The following is a 22,326-nucleotide window of genomic DNA, read 5'->3' on the forward strand; positions in this document are numbered from 1 at the left end:
CTACTATTCAATATCGCCATTAATATCTTCAAAGCGGTTTTTACCAAAGAGTTGCTGGAACTCAGGTCCGCGTGCAGCAAGTTCGTCTTTAAACTGCTGTGCCCAACGAGAATATGGATTCCACGACAAATCATCATTGCTAAATCGGCGTTCGTCGGTTATTTCAGTAATGCAGAATCGTGGGATAACGAGGTTGGTTACTGGGCTAGCACGTAGTGCTTCAGCAACAATCAACGGGGCATTCATACCTCCAAATCTGTCCAGATTCCAACCGTCTTCACCGATCCAAACCGTATAGCGGTTTTTAATGATGACGTCTCCGCCACGCAATATGAGCTCAATGCCATACTGCGGATCAATGGTTTGCTCTGCTTCGTAGCGTGTGCCACCCACAGAAGGACCTTTGACCGACACCATTGCCGAACGAAAGTCATCTCGGTATTCGCGCAACACTTCGCGTGGGTCAAGATCTGATGTCATCTCCAGTGATGTCACATCAGACTTCACTCGTACACGTAGTGCATAGTTGTTGGAATGCACGTAGTAACTTTGCACAATTAGATGAGGCGCTTCATTGCGCAAAATCTCTTGCGGAATCTCTCTGCAAAAGAAACGGCGCTCGTACTCGAAACCACCACCTGGAGTGGTGTTCGCGCTAACCTCGGTGCTGTCATCTTCTTGCATGATCTATGTTAGTAACCATTCTCTTTATATAGCTCGTAGTAAATATCTTTACATAAAATAATTGCGTTTGTGCATTTCGGTCGTGCTGCAGTGTACAGTAGTTCACCGATGGGCCCGTAGCTCAGTGGATAGAGCGTTCGCCTCCGGAGCGAAAGGTCAAGGGTTCGAACCCCTCCGGGCCCACAGCATAAAGAAAAAGGGTGCATCGAGTGATGCACCCTTTTTGCACATAATTGTGCATATTGTGGTTAGCGGATTCGCAGAAAAGCTTAAAAAGATGCTCGTGGGCATTTGGCTGCGTATATACCCACGAGCAAGATCAATCAACACTTAAGGCCTAATTGCCTAAGTAGTTTCGTATTTTGAGTTGATACGTATTGTGCACATGTCACAAACTGAAAAATACATATCAACTCAAAATCCGGTGTCAAACAAGAAGTGAGAGAAAGTAAGAACAGAAGGTGTCAACGTGAGGGTTGGAGTCAACTGAACAGCAGTTAAGCTGACTCCAACCGTGAGTATTAAGCAGCGAGATCGTGCTTCTTAGTCCAGAAGGCCTGGATCTGCTCGAGCGTACGGCCCTTGGTCTCAGGGACGAAGAAGCGCACACCGAGGAAGGCGAGGAAGTCGAACACTGCCCAGAAGATGAACGTCCAGCCGCCCCAGTGATCCATCATCGTTGGCGTGAACTGAGCGACGAGGAAGTTAGCGCCCCACGTGAACATGGTGCAGAAGCCTGCTGCACGGCCACGCATGTAGGTTGGGAACAGCTCGGAGACCATAACCCACGTGATTGGACCCATCGAGTAAGCGAAGAACACGATGACGCAGCATGCGAAGACGAGCGTCAGCACACCGTTCCAGTGGAACATCATTGATAGACCCATGAGCACGTAGAACACGCACATGCCCAAAGCGCCGGAGATCATCAGAGGCTTGCGGCCGACACGGTCGATCAGGTAGAGGCCGAGAATCGTAGCGAGCACGTTAACCGTACCGGTGATTGCTGAGCACAGGAATGCTGTGTTGCCGCCTGGGAAGATGTCGGTGAAGATCGTTGGTGCGTAGTAGAAGATGGCGTTCTCGCCGACGAGCTGGTTGCACAGTGCCAGGAAGATACCAACACCCAGAGCGTAGGTCAGAGGAGCACGGAACAGATCCTTGAACGAACCCTTAGCGTCTTCAGCAAGGGACTTTTCAATAGCCTTTGCCTCACGCTGAGCAGCTTCGCGACCGTTGATGCGCTCGAGCACACGCATACCGGCTGCCTTGCGACCGCTCTGCAGCAGGAAGCGAGGGGATTCTGGCATGAAGAACAGAGCGAGTACGAGCACGAGTGCTGGAATAGCGCCGATAGCGAGCATCCAACGCCATGCCTTGTCAGCGAACTCAGAGTGGATACCACCCATTGAAGCGATGCCGAAGTTAGCGAAGTTGGTCAGCAGAATACCGATCGTGCACAGGAACTGGTACATCGAAGACAGGAAACCACGGTGCTTAGCAGGTGCGCATTCGGTGATGTAGGTAATGGCCTGAGAAGAGGACAGACCGATGCCGAGACCGCCAACAATACGAGCGATAATCAGCGAAGTTGGATCGTTGACCAAAGCCGACCAAATAGCGGCGAAGAAGAACAGAACAGCGCCAATAATCAGAACAGGCTTACGTCCTAAACGATCAGAGATAAAGCCAGACAGACCGACACCAACAATACCGCCGATCATAATGGACGAAACAATAAGGCCTTGGATGCCTGCACCCAGGTGCCAAATAGCCGTCAGATACGTAATAGCACCAGAAATGCTGACCGTATCGTAGCCGTAGAGCAAGCCGGCAAGGCCAGCGCTCAGCGCCAAGATAATGACGTACTTCAGTGATGTTTTCTCACGTGGTTGTTTTGTTTGTGGTTGAGGAGTGGTTGTATTCATAAGGGGCCTACTATTCAATATCGCCATTAATATTCTCGAACCGATTGTGTCCAAACAGCTGTTGGAATTCCGGTCCGCGTGCAGCAAGTTCTTCGTTAAACTGCTGTGCCCAAGATGAGTAAGGATTCCAAGATAAATCATCATTACTGAAGCGATGTTCGTCAGTAATTTCAGTGATGCAGAATCGTGGAATTACCAGGTTGGTGACAGGGGTAGCGCGAAGCGCTTCAGCTATAACGAGGGGAGCATTGTTACCTCCGAATATGTCGAGATTCCAGCCATCTTCGCCAATCCAAACCGAATACCGGTTCTTGATGAGAACATCTCCGCCGCGCAATATGAGCTCGACGCCATATTGCGGATCAATCATCTGTTCTGCTTCGTAGCGGGTGCCACCCACAGAAGGTCCTTTGACTGAAACGGTCGCTGAACGGAAATCATCTCGGTGCTTGCGCAGTACTTCAAGTGGGTCAAGATCTGAAGTCATCTTCATTGAAATCGAGTCGGACTTGACGCGCACGCGCAGTGCATAGTTGTTGGAATGTACGTAATAACTTTGCACAATCAGATGAGGCACTTCGTTTTGCACAATCTCCTGCGGTATGTCTTGGCAGAAGAAGCGGCGTTCGTATTGGAAACCTCCGCCTGGTGTTGTGTTTGCACTTATCTCAGTGCCATCGTCTTCGTGCATATAACTAGTCTAGTAAACCTTTTCTGACTAGATTGCTGAAAATATACTTATACCGAAAATTCGCTGGCTGATGCGGCGGCTGGCTGAGTTGAAAATGGTCTTCAATTGCTGTGCTCTTGGTGAAGCGTTTGGATTTGCTGTCTGCAAGTGAGAAAGTTAACGATTCGAACATATGCAACTGTATTCAGAGGTTGAATGCCTCGTACCAGTAGGGGGTAAACGTTTACTCTCTGAGACGAGCTCTGAATACATTTGCAAAGACGTTTGATTTCGGTCAAAACACACTAAATTTTTGTCTCGAAATGTGAGAGCAATGTAATGACGGGTCTTATGGTCGTTCTCAATAACAGACCTAAAATAAGGCGAAAACGTTGGAATAATGCGAAAGTAAACGTTTACTACAGTCTTAAATAAAAATGAATTTCATCTGGAGATGTTGTGGAGTAGTGTGTTTCGCCAGCGAACTAGCAGTTTGTGTGCTCAGTATGGATATATCGCTTCGGCGATAAACCCCACATGGAAACAAGAACAACAGTGCCACTGTCTTATGCACTGTTGAGTACTCGCAAAATCAATAATCAGTAAGGCTGAGCCTGCATTCCAGTACGGCAAAGTGAATGATCTATGAATGCACCGTAGTGATTATGCACGGGAAGCAAGGTTTTACCAGCACGATCCATTTTTCTGTATTTAGATAAGTGCAGGCCTATTTGGCCTTACCAAAGGAGGACTGTAGTAATGAACGCAGTACCAAATACAACGCAAAAGCATGCCTCTCGTTGGGCAGCAAACAAGAAGGTTGCTGCACTCGCAGCAGCAGCCGCAATGATGGTGCCTCTGTCACTGTGCAGCACAGCAATGGCAGATGGAGCCGCCTCAAGTAATGGTGATATTCCAAAAGCGCCAGAATCTGTTGATGTTCATCCAGTACCAGCAGGTCAAGTTGTGGCCACGGTCAGTCAGGATGACGATACAACGGCATATACCTCACTTATTGAAGCCGTTCATGCTGTTAACGACAAGAAGTCACCAGCTGTTATTGACCTGAAATCTGACGTGATCATTAGCACACCGCTGGTGTTTAACCGAGGCATGTCAGTTGATCTCAACTTGCATGGTCATGTTATTGATGCCGAGCAGAAATGCCGCATCATAGAGAACCGAGGCAATCTGCACATCAATGGCGGAACGACTCAGCAAGGAACGTTGTATAGAGGTCATACGGAACATGAGGACGGTGCTGGAATCTGGTCCGTTGCAACATTGCAAGTCAAGAACACTAACTTCATCAAGAATTACTCGTACCACAATGGTGGTGCGATTTATGTCAATGAAGCATCAATGCCAGGCGAGCAAACTCAGCCGTTGAATATAACCCATTGTGGCTTTACCAAGAATCAGCAGCGCAGGTCACAGGGCTCTGCAATCTCATCGGCGGTACCGCTGAATATTACCGATAGTTCATTCCTGAACGGATACTCAAACTTCAGTGGTGGTGCAATTTATGCCAAGGACGACGCCAACCTCAATAACGTTGAAGTCAGCGGTAATACGGGCAATGGCATTGTGCTGGAAGGCATTCATAACACATTCCGCGACGTGACGGTTACGGATAACGTGTCATTTGAAGACGTGGATGGTGCTGGCGTACGCATGGTGCGATTCGACGGTGACCGTGCACAATCAGTTGATTTAAGCGGCATCATTGTGGTGCAGAACAACACGATGCAGGAATCGTCGTTGCATACAACAACAGCAAGCGATTTCAGCGTGGCAACCGATCCAATTTCTGGCGTAGCGCCACTGCATATTTGCCGTGGATATGACACTGAGCATTCTTCAATTGGTTATTTAGGCAATAACGCATTGCAGATTGCCGCTGCAATTGATTGGGATGTGAGCTTCGACGCTGCTCGTCATACATTGCGAGCCGAACGTGGCGAATTCTATGTGCCAGAGGGTGCTGGTCGCCAATTGTGCTGGCAGCATGCCATTCAGTAACCTCTGCAGGGAGCTTCGTTGTGCAGCTTAGCCGTACAGCTTTTCTGCACAGCGTATATCTGGACAGCTCGCACCATGCATAGTGAAGATGAATAGAATACCGGTTGGTAGTATTCATCGACTCTATGCATGGTGCATTTGTTGGTATTAGCTCCTGCGACAGTGACGAACAACTGCTCCCAGAACAAGTAGCTCAAGCCACGCAGCACCACTTGGGAGGGATTATGAACGGTAGGCTTCATGCCATTGCAACGACGCAGGCTCCAACAGCTTTAGGTGCATATAGCCAAGCAGTTATGGCCAACGGTTTTGTTTTTGTTTCTGGCCAGCTTGGTATTGATCCAGCAACGGGCGAGCTTGACGGCCGCACTGCCGCCCAGCAGGCTTCTCGTGCGCTGAAGAACATTGCCAATATTCTGTCTGCGGCTGGCTGCGGTATGGAACATGTGTGCAAGGCCACAATCTATTTGAAGAATGTTGAGGACTTCAAAGAAGTTGACGCTGAATACGCTAGGGCATTTACGAGCTCGGTCAAGCCTGCCCGAGTTGCGTTCGGCAACAATATGATTCCTAAGGGCGCTCTTGTGGAAATCGAAGTTATTGCCGTTCTTCCTCAGCAGCTGTCCTGAATTATTCAACGGTACGGTACGTCCGTCACCACTTACGTATGCAAAAAGCTCCTGCATTACCTTCCGGTTCGTGCAGGAGCTTTTTCGTTATTTAATTTGTATTACTGCAGTGCAACATTAGGCTGCATCGGCAATTGGAACTTGGCCATTCGTAACTTCCGAGCCATGCTCGGATGCGGCTTGAGCACGGGCAGCGCGTTTGTCCTTCGAACGTTCCCATGCACGCGCAATGGCTGCATAAACGCGGTCAAACAGTGCGCCAGTATTGCGGTCGAACGTGAACTGGAAGATCACGTGACGTACCATATCGAGCACCAGGCAGGTAGCCCAGACGAGTGCCACAACGCCCAGCACCGACAGAATAGGGAACTGAGAAGCATACATCTCGTGCAGTGGGAACAGCTGCTGCGTCCACCACACATAAACTGGTGGATAGAAGTGGATCAGGAACACACTCACAGCAGACTGCGCGATCCAGTTCACGGCGCGGCTATAGAAGTGCACATCCTTAACGAGCAGGAAGATTGCAAAACCAATAACCATCGTAGGCAGCTTGAACTGATCAAAGATGAACTTCTGACCATCTGCATACTTGCCCGTGGCTTCGAACAGCAGCGAGAAACCAGCCCAGTAGACGAATTCCACAGTCAGGCTTACACCGATCATCTTCCACAGCGTGCTCTTGCTGAATTCCTTCATGTACCACTTGTAGTACGAAATGAGCACGAACCAGTAGATAAAGACGAAGACGTTGCTCCAGGTCAGGTTGAACTGCATCTGAGGCCAGTACAGCATGCCTGCAAAGCCCCAAATAACCAGCATGACAGCAGCAAGCGAACCATGAGCCTTCTGACCGATCTTACGGATGCCTTCCTGCAGGAATGGCAGGAACAGCAGGAAGATCGCGTAGCTCGTCATGTACCACCACAGATTCGTGCACAGTGGCATTAGCGACATAAGAGCGAGCTCCCATGGGCCCTTCATATTCATCATATTGCTAATACCCTGTCCCACAGGCAGCTTCATAGCCATCGTGAAGGCGAACAGTGCAGGCTCCAGAACAGAATCTGGCGATCGAGAATCCAAATCGACTTCAGATTCTGCTTCAGCGTCTTGGTGCGATCCAGCAGGAACCACGTGGAAATAGCAAAGAAGATAAAGTTGGCAACCCAACCGCCGCCCATGAACACGAACTCATAGACAAATTTAGTAAACGTTGTCGCTTGATTGGTCAGCCATTCCGTGTCGTCATTAGCGAGTGTGTAATGGAATGCCACAATCATGAACATCGAAATAATGCGAAGCAGCTCAATGCTGGAATTTCGCGTAGTCTTACGACGCACCTTAGTTGTTGTTGGCGATGGTGTGGCAGCATTCGTGATCTGCTCAGCAGATGCTGTTGCAGTTGCTGCATGCAGTGTAGCCATGATAGTAATCCCCTTAGTTAATTTTCCTATCCGAGCGAGGTGCCGGTTTAAGGAAATGCAATCTAGGGACGCTAGTACGAATTCCAATCTGCCCATCAGCAAGCGCTAGAACACATAAGATCTAGAACATTACTGTTGAGAAATCGAATTCCGTTTAAGAGTTCCCCGATTTATCCCCCCGATTACGATATAGGATCTCGTAATGTTCAGCAAAATTTTCTGAGGCGATCTTCACATTTTGTTAATCTAACTTCCCCAAAACTCTTATATTTCAATCCGAATAGTGAGATGAAGGGTGGGTTGAAGGGGGAAAACGTTTCCTATAGCGCTGTCAGCGTTATCACTAGACTAGTTTGCATGAATCCTCAAGAGCTTTCCCAATTAATGTATGACACGGCAAAGGCCGTTGTTTCTCCTGAAGTTGAGCTTCCAGCCGTTGAAAAATTCGCCGTTATGCGTCCTAAGGACCGTGCACATGGTGATTGGGCATCGAATGCTGCAATGCAGCTTGCTAAAAAGGCAGGCATGAAGCCACGCGATCTTGCTGAACAGTTTGCAGCAAAGCTGCGTGAGGTTGCTGGCATTAAGAGCGTTGAAGTCGCTGGTCCTGGCTTTATTAACATCACGCTTGATTCGTCCGCTGCTGCAGCAGTTGTTGATCAGGTTCTTGAGCAGGGTGAGGCTTTCGGCCGCAATGATCACTTGGGTGGCAAGCGCCTGAACCTCGAGTTCGTGTCTGCAAACCCAACGGGTCCAATTCACATTGGTGGTACGCGCTGGGCAGCAGTTGGCGATTCGATGGCACGCGTGCTCGAAGCTAACGGTGCTGAAGTTATTCGTGAATACTACTTCAACGATCACGGCGAGCAGATCAACCGCTTCGCTAAGTCGCTTGTTGCTGCAGCTCATGGCGAGCCAACGACAGTTGATGGTTACAAGGGCGCTTATATTGACGAAATCGCACGTCGCGTTATTGCAGAAGCTAATGCAGACGGCATCGATATTCTGAACCTGCCACGCGTGGATGGCGGCACCGATGAGAACGGTGAGCCTCTGGGTGAAGGTGACTCCGAGCAGCGCGAGGAGTTCCGTAAGCGTGCAGTGCCAATGATGTTCGACGAGATCCAGCAGTCGATGAAGAACTTCCGCGTCAACTTCGACGTGTGGTTCCACGAGAACAGCCTGTATGCCGATGGTGAGGTGGACAAGGCTATTGCTGATCTGCGCGCTCGCGGCGACATCTTTGAGAAGGATGGCGCAACGTGGTTCGCTTCCACGAAGCATGGCGACGACAAGGACCGCGTCATCATCAAGTCCGATGGCAACTACGCTTACTTCGCAGCAGATGTGGCTTACTACCGCAACAAGCGTCATCGTGAAGAGGGCTCTGCAGATGTGGCAATTTACATGCTTGGTGCAGATCACCACGGCTACATTGGCCGCATGATGGCAATGTGCGCTGCATATGGCGATGAGCCAGGCAAGAACATGCAGATTCTGATTGGCCAGCTCGTCAACGTTATGAAGGACGGCAAGCCAGTGCGTATGTCGAAGCGCGCCGGCAACATCGTCACGATTGACGATCTCGTGGATGCTATTGGTGTGGACGCTTCGCGTTATTCGCTGGCTCGCACTGATTACAACTCGCCAGTCGATATTGATCTGGATCTGCTTGCTAAGCACTCGAACGATAACCCTGTGTACTACGTGCAGTACGCACACGCTCGTTCGTGCAATGTGGACCGTAACGCTCAAGAAGCTGGTATTAACGCAGCTGATGCTGATCTCTCGCTGCTCGATACCGAAGCTGATGGCGAGGTTATTGCAGCTATTGCACAGTGGCCAGGTGTTGTTGCTGAAGCAGGCGACAAGCGCGCACCACACCGCATTGCTCACTATCTCGAGGATCTGGCTGCTGCTTACCACAAGTGGTACAACGTTGAGCGCGTTGTGCCAATGGAGCTCACCGATCCAGAAGCACGCCAGGATGATGAAGCAGCTAAGGCTGCACGCATCGCTAAGTGCCCAGAGCCAGCACGCGCTGCTGCACGCCTCAAGCTCAATGACGCTGTGAAGCAGGTTATTGAGAACGGCCTGAGCCTGCTTGCTGTTTCGGCACCAGACAAGATGTGATTAAGGACTAAAACCTAATCAAAAACTAGAGCTCTCCTGAGCAAAGACTAGAGCTCTGCTGAGTAAGGTTCCGAGCCTTCCAGCTGAGCTACAGTCTCACCAAACTGAGATTGGACCTCAGTTTTAGCGTTCGGATTTGATCCGTACCAGTAAATATGGCAGACATCATGCAAACCCGCGTGATGTCTGCTATTTTTATCTGAACATCCAGCTGGTAGATTTCCGGGCGCAAGGAGACGCGATGAATCTCACACCGATTTGGCCGACCGCAACGCAGCGCAATGCTCAAGGAGAGCTGACGTTCCATGGCATTACTGCCACAGCATTACTCGACCAATTCGGTTCACCGCTCTACGTTATCGATACTGATGAAGTTCGCGATCGTGCGCATCAGTTCGTCACTGCTGCAGCCGACGCATTCCATACAACAACTACGCATGTCAGCTTTGCTGCAAAAGCCTTCTTAAGCAAAGAAATCGCACGCATCGTCACGAGCCAAGGCATGTTTGTTGACACATGCACGATGGGCGAGATGCAAATCGCTCTGGCCGCTGGCGTCTCCGGCCGTCGCCTTGTGCTGCATGGCAATAACAAGTCCGATGCAGAAATTGAGTGCGCTATAACGAATAACTTCAACAAAATCGTTATTGACGAGCCAGAAGAACCAGCTCGTATTGCTGCCATTGCCAAGCGCTTAGGCAAACGCGCTCGCGTCATGTTGCGCGTCACCTCGGGTATTCACGCGGGCGGCCACGAATTCGTGAGTACAGCCCACGAAGACCAGAAATTCGGTGTAGCGCTGCTGCCGGTTGGTGCGAATACGGATGCACTCGATACGGCGCTCGATCAGGCGGCTGAATCTACTGGTGATACGCCTGATCTGCTTAAGGCCTTGAACGGCATTGCTGATGGACCAGCAATTGCTGTGCTGCAGAACATTATGAAGTATTCCGATGTGCTCGAACTTGTTGGCGTGCACTCGCATATTGGTTCGAATATTCACGATGCCGATGCGTTTATCCAGGCCGCTCGCCGCATGATGCTGCTGCGCAAAACGTTCTATGCAGTTTCGGGCTATTTGCTGCCAGAAGTCGATTTGGGCGGTGGCTATTCAGTGGCTTACACCGATTCCGAAGACTCAATGAATATTGAACGTGAGCTCACTCGCTTGGCAGACGCCGTAACGACAGCGAACCGCAATTTGGGTTTGCCAATGCCAATTATTTCGTTCGAACCGGGACGCTGGGTAGTGGCTCCAGCAGGCGTGACGCTGTACCGCGTTGGTACCGTCAAAACTGTGGCGCTCGCAGGAGATCCGGCTTCTCGCACATATATTTCAGTGGACGGCGGTATGAGTGACAACATTCGTCCGGCTTTGTACGGCTCGCAATACACAGCCGTGCTCGCGAACCGCAACTCCGAGGCCGAGCCTCGCCTGAGCCGCGTTGTTGGTATGCATTGTGAGTCAGGCGATATTGTTGTCAACGCTGTTGATTTACCGTCCGATGTTTCACGTGGTGACATTCTTGCCGTGCCTGTTACGGGTGCGTACGGCCGCACGATGGCCAGTAATTACAATCAACAGCTCATTCCTGCCGTTGTTGCCGTTTCGTCGCAGGGTGCTCACGTTATGCTTCGTCGTCAGACTGTTGACGATTTACTGGCTCTCGACGTTTCACAGTAATCAAAATAATTTATGTGATTTTTCCTGTTCTTAAAAGACGGTCAGATAACGGCTGAAAATGCCAAAATTTCGTAAAATAGGCGCGAGCTTAAGACTTGGAAGAACGGAGAAACAGTGTCTACAAACGCAACCCCGAATACCAGTAATGCAACTGAACCAATTCGCGTGGGTCTGCTTGGAGCGGGCACCGTGGGTTCTCAGACGGCGCGACTGTTGGTCGAGCAGCAGCAGGAGTTAGCCAAGCGTATTGGCCGTCCAATTGTGTTGAGCGGCGTCGCATGCCTTGATCCAGATGAAGTTGATTTTCCTTGGATTGATAAGGCTTTGCTGACCAACGATACAGCCAGCGTTGTGGACGGCGCTGATATTGTTGTTGAGCTTATTGGCGGTACTGGTGTAGCTCGTACGTTCGTGCGTCAAGCACTGGAAAACGGTTCGTCAGTAGTGACGGCCAATAAGGCTCTGCTGGCTAAGTACGGTCCAGAACTGTACGAATTGGCTGAGCAGCATCATGCAGATATTTACTTTGAAGCCGCAGTGGGCGGTGCTATTCCAATTGTGCGTCCACTTCGTGAGTCGCTCGTTGGCGATCAGGTCGAGAGCATGCTCGGCATTGTGAACGGCACAACGAATTACATTCTCGATGAGATGACCACCAAGGGTCTTGATTTCGACGATGTGCTGAAGAAGGCTCAGGAATTGGGCTATGCCGAGGCTGATCCAACTGGCGATATTGAAGGCTATGACGCGGCAAATAAGGCTGCCATTATGGCAACGCTTGGCTTCCATACGAATTTGACGATTGATGACGTCAGCGTTGAAGGCATTACGAAGATCACGGCTGATGATATTGCTGCTGCAACAGCGGAAGGCCATGTGGTCAAGTTGCTGGCCGTTGTGGAGAACGGTGAAGCTGGTGTTTCCGCACGCGTGTATCCAGCACTGATTAACAAGGATCATCCACTGGCTAGCGTGCATGGTTCGTTTAACGCTGTGTTCTTGAAGGCCAAGTATGCCGATGATCTGATGTTCTATGGTCGCGGTGCTGGCGGTGCTCCAACGGCTTCTGCTGTGGTTGGTGACATTGTGACTGTGGCTCGTCATATTGCCGCAGGTACGACAGGTCCTTCGATCACGATGTACAACGATTTGCCAAAGGCACCACTTTCGGCTTCGAAGGCAGCATTTGCTGTGAACTTCCGTGTGCACGATACGCCTGGCACGCTGGCTCAGGTAGCTCGTAAGTTCGGTGATCATGGCGTTTCGATTAATGGCGTCAATCAGGATTTGAAGCCTACGAAGACCGATCCTGGTTATGACGGTGAGATTCAGCAGTTCCGTATTGTGACGCATCCAACTGATGAGCTCACGTTGCGCGAAACGATTAGCGACGTGTGCACGCTCGATTGCGTAGTAGGCGAGCCAAGCGTGCTGCGCGTTCTTGACTGAGGTGAATGTATGACACCAGTGCAGCGTGTATGTGTACAAGTGCCTGCAACAAGTGCCAATCTGGGCTCAGGGTTCGACACCTTGGGCTTGGCACTTGACTATTTTGACGAGGTTGAATTCTCGCTGATTGATGCGGCTGCGCCATACGATGCGCAGCCAAGCGTCATCGTCGATATTGAAGGCGAAGGCGAGCAAACGCTGCCTCGTGATGAATCCCATTTGGTGGTGCGTGCCTTCCGCCAAGCTTGCGAGCGATTCGGCCTTGGTACGTTTGCTATACATGTGCGCTGCACGAATCGTATTCCGCAAGCTCGTGGCATGGGTTCATCAGCTGAAGCCATTGTGGCTGGCGTCAGTGCAGCAGCAGCATTTGCTGGTTATGTTGATGTGGCAACGGGCGAGTTGACGAATCGCGATCTCATTTTTGCTGTTGCGGCTGAGCTTGAAGGCCATCCAGATAATGTAGCTCCAGCGGTTTATGGCTCGATGACGGCTTCATGGAAGCGTGAAGCTAGTGAATCCGTTGTTGGTGTGGCTGCAGAACGCCTCGGTGCTGGATTTAGAACCGTGAACTATGCGGTAAAGCAGACAATGCTGGCAAGCGTCTTCATTCCTGACTTTGAGCTGTCTACGAGTGCTGCGCGCAGTGTACTGCCAGATCAGGTGCCGTTTGGTGATGCTATTGCCAATATTTCGCATGCGTCGCTAATGCCAGCTGTTATGGCAACGAGCAGCGCAACTATAACGAATGCACTGCTTTTCGATGCTACAGAAGACAATTTGCATCAGCCATATCGCCTTGGTCTGATGCCACCTTCAGCCGAGCTTATTTATGCACTACGTGAGGCTGGATATGCTGCATGTGTTTCTGGCGCAGGCCCATGTGTGCTCGTGCTGCATGATTGCGCGTATTTGCTTGAGCAGGGGAGCGCTCGCGGTGCTGAAACTGCTCAGGACGCAACAACAGTAATTAATAAAACGGCAGAAAATCAAGCAGAACTCAAGCGAGTATTTGCACAAGCTGCAGCCAATATTGACGCGGCAGCCGCGCCGCAACTTGATTCGGGTAAATGGCGCGTGTTGCACCTGCCAGTCAACCGAACTGGCGTCAGGGTAACAGCAGAACCAATTGCGTGAGATTACTGCCGATCCGGTTACCAAACTGAAGTTGTAGTCAGGTATGCGGGATCGGCAGATTTGTAGTGCGTCAGATTGAAATTGCTTACTTCAAATGAATGCCGCACTGATCGTCGAGGAAGTTGGTAATCAGCTCGTTCGTGAGATCGGGCTGATCAGTGTTTGAGTTGTGGCCAGCGCTTGGAATCCAGTGCAGCTGCAGATGCTCAGTTTCAGACCACTGGCGATTAAGTCGTTGTGCAGCATCGGCGAGATCCATATCGCCACACAGTAGCAGCGTTGGGCACGTCAGAGCATAGCGATTGTCTGCCTTAATAGCGTGGGCAATTGTGTCATATCCATGGCCCATCAAATGAACGAACTGCGGATGCGTGTATTCAAACAGCATGAAGCGGGCCACTGAACGGCCATACTTGGTGGTGGAAACGCCATACGGACCAGCAAACAGCCTGAACCAACGCGGCACGAAACGATAGAACACGCGCTGTAAATGCATGATTTTGAGATCCATGTTGGAATAGTACTGGCGCTCGAGTGGTGCGGAGTCAATGCCCACGAATGCTCGCACTTCGCCCGGATACAAGCGAATCATGGCCTGAGCGGTAAAGCCTCCCATCGATTGGCCAACGAGCACAGGCTCAGTAATGTGTTCCTGCTGCAGGATGGTATGCAACCAACGAGCAGTATCGTCAATGCTCCACTGCAGATCAAACGGACGAGAGACGCCATGCGATGGTGCATCCCACACTAAGCAATTCACACCATGCTTCATAAACCAAGCAATCTGGCGGCTAAACATGTAGTGCGTAGAACCCAGTCCCGGCAAGAACACCAGCGTAGGAGCATCAGGAATACGCGGACTCGTCCAGTAATGGATTGGTCCCATAGAGGTCAAAAAACGATGTTCTTGCATCATAGTGGTCCTACGATTCCGTTGTTGTGCTCAAAATCCGTTCTTATGCTAGTGAAAAATTCAGTGAAATGAATGAGCTGAAAGTGAGCAAGCGGATAGCGTACGGCTAAAGTGTGGCATATGACGATTCCTGTGATTTTGGCTTCGAAGTCTCCTGCACGACGCAATGTGCTGTTTGATGCAGGCATTTGCCCAACAATTCGCGTATCGCACGTCGACGAAGATGCCGTGGTGCAAGCTGCTGCAGCACAAGAACACTGCACTGTTGATGAGCTTGGTATTGATAAGCGCGTCATGATGCTGGCTGAGGCTAAAGCACATGTGGTCTACAACATGTACCGCAGCACTGCAGATACAGCAGCCAGCGCTCGCGGCGTAGCGGTGACTGGGTATCCGCTCGAAGGTGCTACTGCTTCGGCCGATGCTGTTGCAACGCAGGCTGCTGCTGATCAAGCTGAGCATGCAGCAAGCTTGGCTGCGGCTGGTGCAAATGGTGCTGCTGGCCAAGAGGGCACTGATAAGCAGCCATATTCTGCTGATGCAACGGCTGCTGCAATGACGCGTGATTTCTCGGGCGTTACTGTACCAACGCGAAGCTGTGATTTAGGTCAATTCCAAGCACAGCATGCTGGCCTAGCCGCTTCGAAGAGCGGTCCACTGATTCTGGGCTGCGACTCGATGTTCTTGCTGGATGGCAAAGCCTATGGCAAGCCTCATAATGCAGCAACGGCAAAGCAGCGCATTATGGCTATGAGCGGCAAAACTGGTGAATTGTGGACTGGTCATTGCTTGATTGATTTTGCAACGGGCAAGGTAGCTCGCGGCGCTAGTAAGGCATTAGTGCACTTCGGTGAATTCAGCGAGCACGATGTTGATGCGTATATCGCCACTGGTGAGCCACTCGAAGTTGCTGGTTCGTTTACGCTTGACGGCTTCGGCGGTGCATTTATTGAGTCGATTGAAGGTGCGCCATCAGGCATTATTGGCGTCAGCTTGCCGCTGGTACGTCATTTGACCACTGAGCTGGGAATCGAGTGGACTGATTTGTGGAACGTTGGCACTGACGATCGTACGCGTATGGAGCAGGGCGCTATTAAGGCTGAACCATCGCATGAGAAGTCTGCTGTCGAATTCGTACATCAGCCAGGTGATGGCTGGGTTGATTGCAACTGCGGTCGTCGTCACTGGGGCACGAATGGTGCTGCAGGTGTGTTGCTCGCACGTACTGATGAGCAGGGTAACGTCACCGATGTTGTGTTGCAGCATCGCTCTCTATGGAGTGCAGAAGGCGGCACATGGGGCATTCCTGGCGGAGCCATTGCAGATGGTGAGACTCCTATTGAAGGTGCACTGCGCGAAGCCATGGAAGAAGCCGACATTCATGCCGACGATATTGAAGTGCTTGGCACCTATAAAGAGGATCATGGTAACTGGGGCTACACCACGGTCTTTGCGTTCGAGAAACCAAATCATCATGTCGCACCGCATGCCAACGACGACGAAAGTACAGAAGTCAATTGGGTTCCAATTGATGACGTACCAAACCGCCGCTTGTTGACGGCACTGAAGGCCGACTGGTCGAACTTTGAACATAGACTGCAGGAACTAGCACACCAAGTACGCTGAAGTAAGTGGGAGGCAATAATGGCGAGCAGGCGTACGCGTCGACCATCGATGTTCGACGTGGCGAGACTGGCGGGCGTAAGTCATCAAACTGTGTCACGAGTGATTAATCACTCTGCATCAGTGGCGGCTGATACCCGTCGAAAAGTGATGCGCGCCATTGATGAGCTCGACTATAGGCCGAGTAATTCGGCGCGAGCACTGGCCTCACGTAACTCGCGCATGATCGGCTTGATTGCAGGTGGCCAGCGTTTCTATGGTCCTGTGACCACAATTGCGGCTATTGAGACGCTAGCACGTGCTAATGAACTCACACTTAATGTGGTGCTTATGCACAATGTGGAGTGCACGCAGCAGCAGTTCAATGGATTCTGTGAACCGTTGCTTGAACAAGAAGTTGATGCTGCAATTATTCTGGCGCCAACTGATGCCATGTTTGAGGCTGCAATTCGTGCGCCACTTTCACAGCCGCGCGTTATTGTGACGTCATCGCACGGTGCGATGAGTATTCCAGAGGCTATGCGACTGCTGCCTCGCGAAAAGCGTTCGAAAACATCGTGCGTGGGTATTGATCAGTACGGTGCGATGGCAGAAGTGCATCGACTTGTGCTTGATTACGGCCATCGTAATGTGCTGTATTTTGCTGGTCCTCAGGATTGGCGCGATGCGTATACACGTTTGCGAGCATGGAACAAGGCTTGCTTCAGCTCGCCAATGAGTTCCGTGACTGTGCAGTGCTCGAGTTGGGATGCTGGCGAAGCGTATCAGCGTATGAACCACGTGCTGGAAAATATTGGTCGTATTGGTGCAAAGCCGCCAACCTGTGTGATTTGTGCGAATGATGCTCACGCTATTGGTGTGCTGCGTGCACTACATGAGCATGGTGTGCGTGTGCCACAAGAAGTGAGCGTTGTGGGCTTTGATGATATGCCTGCCGTCGATAACATGACGCCACCGTTGACGACGGTTCGCCCGGACTTTGATGCTCTCGGTACTCAGGTGATGCGAGATGCGCTGTATCTGATGGGGAAGGGCCCAGAGGCTGCGTTCTCGATTTCTTCGCATGGCATTGGTTTGGTGCCAGCTAAGCCTGTGTTGCGTAAGAGCTTGGCACCGGCGGCAAGGGCGTAAGCAAAAGCCAGAAACTGTATAAAAGCGTTAGGCCTCAGTGTTCTCTGTTTGGGGAGAGCACTGAGGCCTCTTTCTTTACTGCCAGTAAAATAATAACGCTATATGTGATCAAAAAATTAGACACCAAATTAGCCGTAATGGCATTTTATTTTGCCAGCATATCGTTGTTTTTTCATTAAGGGGGGACTTGTATACTTTGGTGCTGAGATTCGGGCGCCGTTGTGACGGCTGAACCACCGATACGAATAATTTACGTGATTGATGATCTCCGGCGACGCCTTATGTACATAGGAATTCAGGAGAATGTCATGCACATGAACACGGCTTCGCCTCTAACTGAGACGAATAGACATAAACATATATTTAGTATCTTCACCGCAATTATTGGCGCACTGAGCTTCGTATTAGCAATGGTTACTTCGGGCGCTGTTGCTAACACTGCTAATGCAGCTGAACTCACTGACAACATTGTGACTTCAGCTACGGTTGCAGATTCCAGTGACTCTGGTACGAAAATTTATTCATTAAAAATGAATTTCTCGCTGCCAAATAATGTTCATGACGGCGATACCGCTACAATCAGCCTGCCAAAGAGCTTCGTTTTCTCCCAGAACGAGACCTTCAATGTGTATGACGCAAGCGGCAAGAATATCGTTGCAACCGCATCTATGGATGCTTCCAGCCGCACGATGACGCTGACATTCACGAAGTACGTTGACAGCCATTCGGATATCACTGGTTCGATTCAGGCTTACTTTGAACAGAACGGTAAGGTTGATCAGTCGCCTTATACGGTTGTGCTCAATGTCAACGGACATCCAGTAACCGCTGCCGGTACTATTACGCCATCGGTTCGCTATGCAAATCCAGATGAGGTTATTAGTAAGGTCGGTTCGTTCCAGAACGCTAACACGCTGAGCTACTCGCTGCGTGTGAACGCTAGTGGCCATGATTTTGGTGATCTGACTGTTACCGATACGCTGAAGTCTCCTGGCGCAACTTACAACCAGGGTTCGTTCTCTATTTTCCAGCCAACGTTCACTTATGATAAGGCATCGAACACGTATGTGATGTCTTCGTTGGCTACGGCACCAATGCCTTTCGTGAACCCAACGTTCAATGCTAGCGACAACAGCTTCACGATTAACTTCCCAAACAACGGCACCAAGGGTTACTACATCATCTATACGGTGAACCTGAACCACAATGCTCTTGATAACGAAGCCGTTACTAACGACGCTTCTGTTGTGTCGAAGGATCTGAACAAGGGTCTGTCGTCGCGCGTTGTGTACCAGAACGCTTCTGGTCAGGCAAACGGCTACAACTATGAGATCCAGCTGGAGAAGTCTGGTCCTGACGGTCAGAAGCTTGCTGGTGCTCAGTACAACGTAGTCCGCGATTCGACGGGCGCAAGCGTTGGCACGATTACGACCAATGCTGATGGCGTTGGTTCCGTCTCTGGTCTGCTGCGTGATAACTACACGATTACCGAGACCAAGGCTCCACAGGGTTACTTGCTGAATACCACGCCTATTCATGTAACGGCTGCTGATTTCGATAATGCCAACAAGTCCTTCACGGTGAAGGCTACCGACCAGCCAGTGCTCTACACGATTGCGTTGCATAAGACGGGTAAGGATGATGCTCCTCTGGCTGGTGCTACGTTTACGGTGTCGAATGCTCAGGGTGTGAAGATGGGCACGATTACCACGGATAAGGATGGTAATGGTCAGTTGGCTAAGTTGCCTGCTGGTGATTACACGTTGACGGAGACTAAGGCTCCTGCTGGTTATCAGGTTGCTGCTCCTGTGACGGTGAAGGCTAGCGATCTGGCTAATGCTCAGAACAATGTGTATTCGGTGACGGTGCAGGATCAGCCTGTGTTGTACACGATTGCGTTGCATAAGACGGGTAAGGATGATGCTCCTCTGGCTGGTGCTACGTTTACGGTGTCGAATGCTCAGGGTGTGAAGATGGGCACGATTACCACGGATAAGGATGGTAATGGTCAGTTGGCTAAGTTGCTGCTGGTGATTACACGTTGACGGAGACTAAGGCTCCTGCTGGTTATCAGGTTGCTGCTCCTGTGACGGTGAAGGCTAGCGATTTGGCTAATGCTCAGAACAATGTGTACACGGCAACGATTCAGGATCAGCCTACGAAGCCTGAGCACCCTGATACTCCAGATACGCCATCATCTCACTCTGGTAATACGCCAGTGAAGCCAGTGACCCCAACGCCACACAGCACTGATACGCCAAAGACTCCTACGAAGGATGTCAAGTCGAAGACCACCGAGACGAAGCCTACGGAATCAAAGGCTGAGAAGTCCACGGAGTCGAAGACTGAAGAGTCGAAGGCTCCTGCACAGGCTGAACAGCAGCGCCTCGCTTCCACGGGTAGTGCCGTTGCTGGCATCATTGCTGCTGCTGTGATCCTGCTCATGGCAGGTATCGGTCTGCTGCTTAAGGCAAAGGCTGCAAATAAGTAATGCACTATTTGCTAGCTGAGTCCGCTTAGCGGCTTCCAACAGCTATAACAAAAGCGCTCTTGCGCCAAAGATTCTCCTCATTGGGGATCTTGGCACAAGAGCGTTTTTGTTATTCTGGACTATCTTTTAGTACTGTCTTGCAATACTTCTGTCTATTTCATCGCGTATAAATACGACGCTCAATCTCGTCAGCAAATACGCGATTCACGGCAGGACGTACAACCTTCATACTTGGCGTTAAGCACGCATTGTCTTGTGAGAACGTATCGGTCAGCACAATGAACTTACGCACTGATTCTGCTCGACTGACCTCCGCATTGGCCTTATCCACATAACGCTGGATTTCTTCGGCAACAACGGGTAGGGCAGCAGCCTGCTCAATAGACAACGAAGCGTCCTGGCCAACCGTTGGCAGCCACTGCTCGAGGCCCTCTTTATCAAGCGTCATAACTGCACCGATGAATGGACGATTATCACCAACCACAACGGCATGCTCCACAATCGGGCACTTCGCAATGGTCTGTTCCATAGGAATTGGCGAAACATTCTTACCGCCAGCCGTAATAAGAATGTCCTTCGCACGGCCAGTAATCGTGATATTGCCTTCGTCGTCAATAGAAGCCAAATCACCAGTACGCAGCCAGCCATCAGAGCTCAGCGCCTCAGCCGTTTTCTCTGGCAAATTGTGGTAGCCGCGGAACACATTTTGGCCAGACATTTCTAGCTCGCCTGTAGCACTAATACGCACACTCGAGCCAGGCACTGGCTTACCAACTGTGCCAATGCGGTTATCTGATGGACGTGTGAAGGCAAACGGTGCTGCAGTTTCCGTCATGCCATAGCCTTGAATCATCGTCAGCCCAATGCCATTAAAGAAATGGCACAGCGACGTATCGAGTGGAGCACCGCCAGCGGCCAAGAACTGAATGCGCGGACCAAAAGCCGAACGAATCGTGTGATAGACGAGCTTGTCATACATCGCATGCTTAGCACGCATCTCAGCAGAAGGCGTTACCGGACCAGTACCAACATCAGTGCCACCATTCACCGTCTGCGACCAAGCAATAGCATGCTCAGCAGCTGCATGGAACATACGACCCTTGAAGCCAGTGCCAGCCTTACGTGAAGCAGCATTAAATACCTTCTCAAACACACGCGGTACACCCAGAATGAACGTTGGCTCAAACGTATGCATATCAGCAGGCAACGTTTTAATGCCCGACAAATAACCAACAACGCCATCATCGGAATTAATCGCAATGTACTGCACCAGCTGTGCAAAGCAGTGGGCGAGTGGCAGGAACAGCAGCAGACGTGGCTCATTGCTCAGCGTCTCTGGCACACAAGCCGCAGCCGCACGTGTACTCGCCAAAATATTGCGATGCGTCAACTCCACGCCCTTTGGTGCGCCCGTAGATCCCGACGTGTACACAATTGTCGACAGATCGTCGGCCTTCACCGAGCTAATGCGCTCATCAAGTTCCTCGTCCGACACCATCAGTCCGAGGCCCTCGAGCGTCTCGAGTGCATGACCATCAATCATCAAAATACGTTCCAGTGATGGGCATTCATCCAACACCGAATCGAGTCGATCAAAGCGCTCACGATTATCAGCAATGGCTAAACGTACCGACGAATCGTTCATAATATGCGCAGCCTGAATTGCCGAATCAGTGTCATAAATCGGCACGAGAACGCCGCCCACAGCAGCCAGTGCAAAGTCCAGCAGACCCCACTCGAGTCGCGTCGACGAGAAAATCGTTACGGCATCGCCCTTCTGAATACCGAACGCAATCAGACCCTTGGCAATCTCACGCACGCGGTCATGGAATTCACCAGCCGTCACTTGAATCCACGTGCCATCGTTCTGCTTATTTTCAGCAATTATTGTGTCCGTGCCCGTTCGTGCAATGCGGTCAAGTAAAAAGTTGTATCGAGTTTCGTCGTCGTTCAGCGTGAGTCGCTCACCCGGCGTCGTGTATTCGGTCAGCATGTTCCCCTCCAGAACCGTTCAAAAGCTTGGTGTACTGCGTATTTCGTGTGGTTCTCGAAGATTGATTTCTGAACAACCCACATAGCAATGCGCAACGAACAGTCACCTTACGTGCGTAAACCGCAACGCACATTGTGCAATTATTCAAGATTGAAGAGCCAGATGTTGTATAAATGCACAAACGTGCAGAAATACTCCACAAAATGGCGCAATTTAGGCCATTCGCAATGATCACCGTGCATACAGTACTGCCTTGGTAAATTTGAGAATCAGATGCAAGAGCAAGATGATGCGCGCTATGCTGAGGCGCGACTCATTGTGCAACCAAATAGATGTGAGATGCGTAGGCGGAGGTCTTCAGCACGATGATAGACAAACGATTATTGAGTATTGCCCCTGGCACTCGAAAACT

The 22,326-nt window shown here is 50.7% G+C and carries 15 protein-coding genes, 1 tRNA gene and 1 pseudogene; 10 read left to right on the forward strand and 7 right to left on the reverse strand.

Annotation, left to right across the window (positions count from 1 at the left end; all coding sequences use genetic code 11):
• Nucleotides 1-3 precede the first annotated feature (3 nt).
• A complete protein-coding gene (locus D2E26_RS00305; RefSeq protein WP_125962730.1) occupies nt 4-684 on the reverse strand; it encodes a CYTH domain-containing protein in 681 nt (226 codons plus the stop codon).
• Nucleotides 685-794: 110 nt separating this feature from the next.
• On the opposite strand from D2E26_RS00305, the gene D2E26_RS00310 reads away from it, so the two are divergent.
• Nucleotides 795-867 (forward strand) — tRNA-Arg (locus D2E26_RS00310).
• Between the two features lie 338 nt (nt 868-1,205).
• On the opposite strand, the gene D2E26_RS00315 is transcribed toward D2E26_RS00310, so the two are convergent.
• Both D2E26_RS00315 and D2E26_RS00320 read right to left on the reverse strand, forming a co-directional pair.
• Nucleotides 1,206-2,612 carry a sugar porter family MFS transporter gene (locus tag D2E26_RS00315; protein ID WP_125962731.1) on the reverse strand — a complete coding sequence of 469 codons (1,407 nt, stop codon included), beginning with the start codon at nt 2,610-2,612 and terminating at the stop codon, nt 1,206-1,208.
• 10 nt (nt 2,613-2,622) lie between these two features.
• Nucleotides 2,623-3,303 carry a CYTH domain-containing protein gene (locus D2E26_RS00320; RefSeq protein ID WP_125962732.1) on the reverse strand — a complete coding sequence of 227 codons (681 nt, stop codon included), beginning with the start codon at nt 3,301-3,303 and terminating at the stop codon, nt 2,623-2,625.
• Nucleotides 3,304-4,041: 738 nt separating this feature from the next.
• Between D2E26_RS00320 and D2E26_RS00325 the strand changes: the two genes are divergently transcribed.
• Both D2E26_RS00325 and D2E26_RS00330 read left to right on the forward strand, forming a co-directional pair.
• Nucleotides 4,042-5,304: a hypothetical protein gene (locus D2E26_RS00325; RefSeq protein WP_125962733.1), complete on the forward strand. Its 1,263-nt coding sequence runs from the start codon at nt 4,042-4,044 to the stop codon at nt 5,302-5,304.
• A 224-nt stretch (nt 5,305-5,528) separates the two neighbouring features.
• Nucleotides 5,529-5,933 carry a Rid family detoxifying hydrolase gene (locus D2E26_RS00330; protein WP_125962734.1) on the forward strand — a complete coding sequence of 135 codons (405 nt, stop codon included), beginning with the start codon at nt 5,529-5,531 and terminating at the stop codon, nt 5,931-5,933.
• 117 nt (nt 5,934-6,050) lie between these two features.
• On the opposite strand, the gene D2E26_RS00335 is transcribed toward D2E26_RS00330, so the two are convergent.
• Together D2E26_RS00335 and D2E26_RS00340 are read right to left on the reverse strand one after the other, a co-directional pair.
• Nucleotides 6,051-7,019 carry an acyltransferase gene (locus tag D2E26_RS00335; protein WP_164515802.1) on the reverse strand — a complete coding sequence of 323 codons (969 nt, stop codon included), beginning with the start codon at nt 7,017-7,019 and terminating at the stop codon, nt 6,051-6,053.
• The gene (locus D2E26_RS00340) at nt 6,956-7,360 is read right to left on the reverse strand and encodes an acyltransferase family protein (protein ID WP_125962736.1); all 405 of its coding nucleotides are present in this window, start codon (nt 7,358-7,360) and stop codon (nt 6,956-6,958) included. Before D2E26_RS00340 ends, D2E26_RS00335 begins: the two co-directional genes overlap by 64 nt.
• A 357-nt stretch (nt 7,361-7,717) precedes the next feature.
• On the opposite strand from D2E26_RS00340, the gene argS reads away from it, so the two are divergent.
• From argS to thrB, 4 genes are all read left to right on the forward strand, one after another.
• Nucleotides 7,718-9,493 carry an arginine--tRNA ligase gene (argS, locus tag D2E26_RS00345; protein WP_125962737.1) on the forward strand — a complete coding sequence of 592 codons (1,776 nt, stop codon included), beginning with the start codon at nt 7,718-7,720 and terminating at the stop codon, nt 9,491-9,493.
• 241 nt (nt 9,494-9,734) lie between these two features.
• The gene (locus D2E26_RS00350) at nt 9,735-11,177 is read left to right on the forward strand and encodes a diaminopimelate decarboxylase family protein (RefSeq protein WP_125962738.1); all 1,443 of its coding nucleotides are present in this window, start codon (nt 9,735-9,737) and stop codon (nt 11,175-11,177) included.
• A gap of 114 nt (nt 11,178-11,291) precedes the next feature.
• Complete coding sequence (locus D2E26_RS00355) at nt 11,292-12,626, forward strand: homoserine dehydrogenase (protein ID WP_125962739.1); 1,335 nt, start codon at nt 11,292-11,294, stop codon at nt 12,624-12,626.
• A 9-nt stretch (nt 12,627-12,635) separates the two neighbouring features.
• Nucleotides 12,636-13,763 carry a homoserine kinase gene (gene thrB, locus D2E26_RS00360; protein ID WP_125962740.1) on the forward strand — a complete coding sequence of 376 codons (1,128 nt, stop codon included), beginning with the start codon at nt 12,636-12,638 and terminating at the stop codon, nt 13,761-13,763.
• A gap of 85 nt (nt 13,764-13,848) precedes the next feature.
• Here thrB and D2E26_RS00365 read toward each other — a convergent pair whose 3' ends face one another.
• Nucleotides 13,849-14,679, reverse strand: a complete 831-nt coding sequence (locus D2E26_RS00365; protein WP_125962741.1) for an alpha/beta fold hydrolase — start codon at nt 14,677-14,679, stop codon at nt 13,849-13,851.
• Nucleotides 14,680-14,796: 117 nt separating this feature from the next.
• Here D2E26_RS00365 and D2E26_RS00370 point away from each other — a divergent pair, with 117 nt between their 5' ends.
• The 3 genes and pseudogenes from D2E26_RS00370 to D2E26_RS00380 all read left to right on the forward strand — a co-directional run bounded on the left by D2E26_RS00370 (nt 14,797) and on the right by D2E26_RS00380 (nt 19,921).
• Entirely contained in the window at nt 14,797-16,302 is a 1,506-nt protein-coding gene (locus D2E26_RS00370) for a Maf family protein (RefSeq protein ID WP_125962742.1), read from the forward strand.
• Nucleotides 16,303-16,320: 18 nt separating this feature from the next.
• Nucleotides 16,321-17,430 (forward strand): LacI family DNA-binding transcriptional regulator, encoded by a 1,110-nt coding sequence (locus D2E26_RS00375; RefSeq protein ID WP_164515803.1) that lies wholly within the window; start codon nt 16,321-16,323, stop codon nt 17,428-17,430.
• A gap of 530 nt (nt 17,431-17,960) precedes the next feature.
• Nucleotides 17,961-19,921: pseudogene (locus D2E26_RS00380) on the forward strand (MSCRAMM family protein).
• Between the two features lie 157 nt (nt 19,922-20,078).
• Here the strand turns inward: D2E26_RS00380 and D2E26_RS00390 are convergent.
• Nucleotides 20,079-21,914 carry an AMP-dependent synthetase/ligase gene (locus D2E26_RS00390; RefSeq protein ID WP_125962745.1) on the reverse strand — a complete coding sequence of 612 codons (1,836 nt, stop codon included), beginning with the start codon at nt 21,912-21,914 and terminating at the stop codon, nt 20,079-20,081.
• Nucleotides 21,915-22,326 lie beyond the last annotated feature (412 nt).

The sequence above is a fragment of the Bifidobacterium dolichotidis genome (assembly GCF_003951975.1).
Classification (GTDB): Bacteria; Actinomycetota; Actinomycetes; order Actinomycetales; family Bifidobacteriaceae; genus Bifidobacterium; species Bifidobacterium dolichotidis.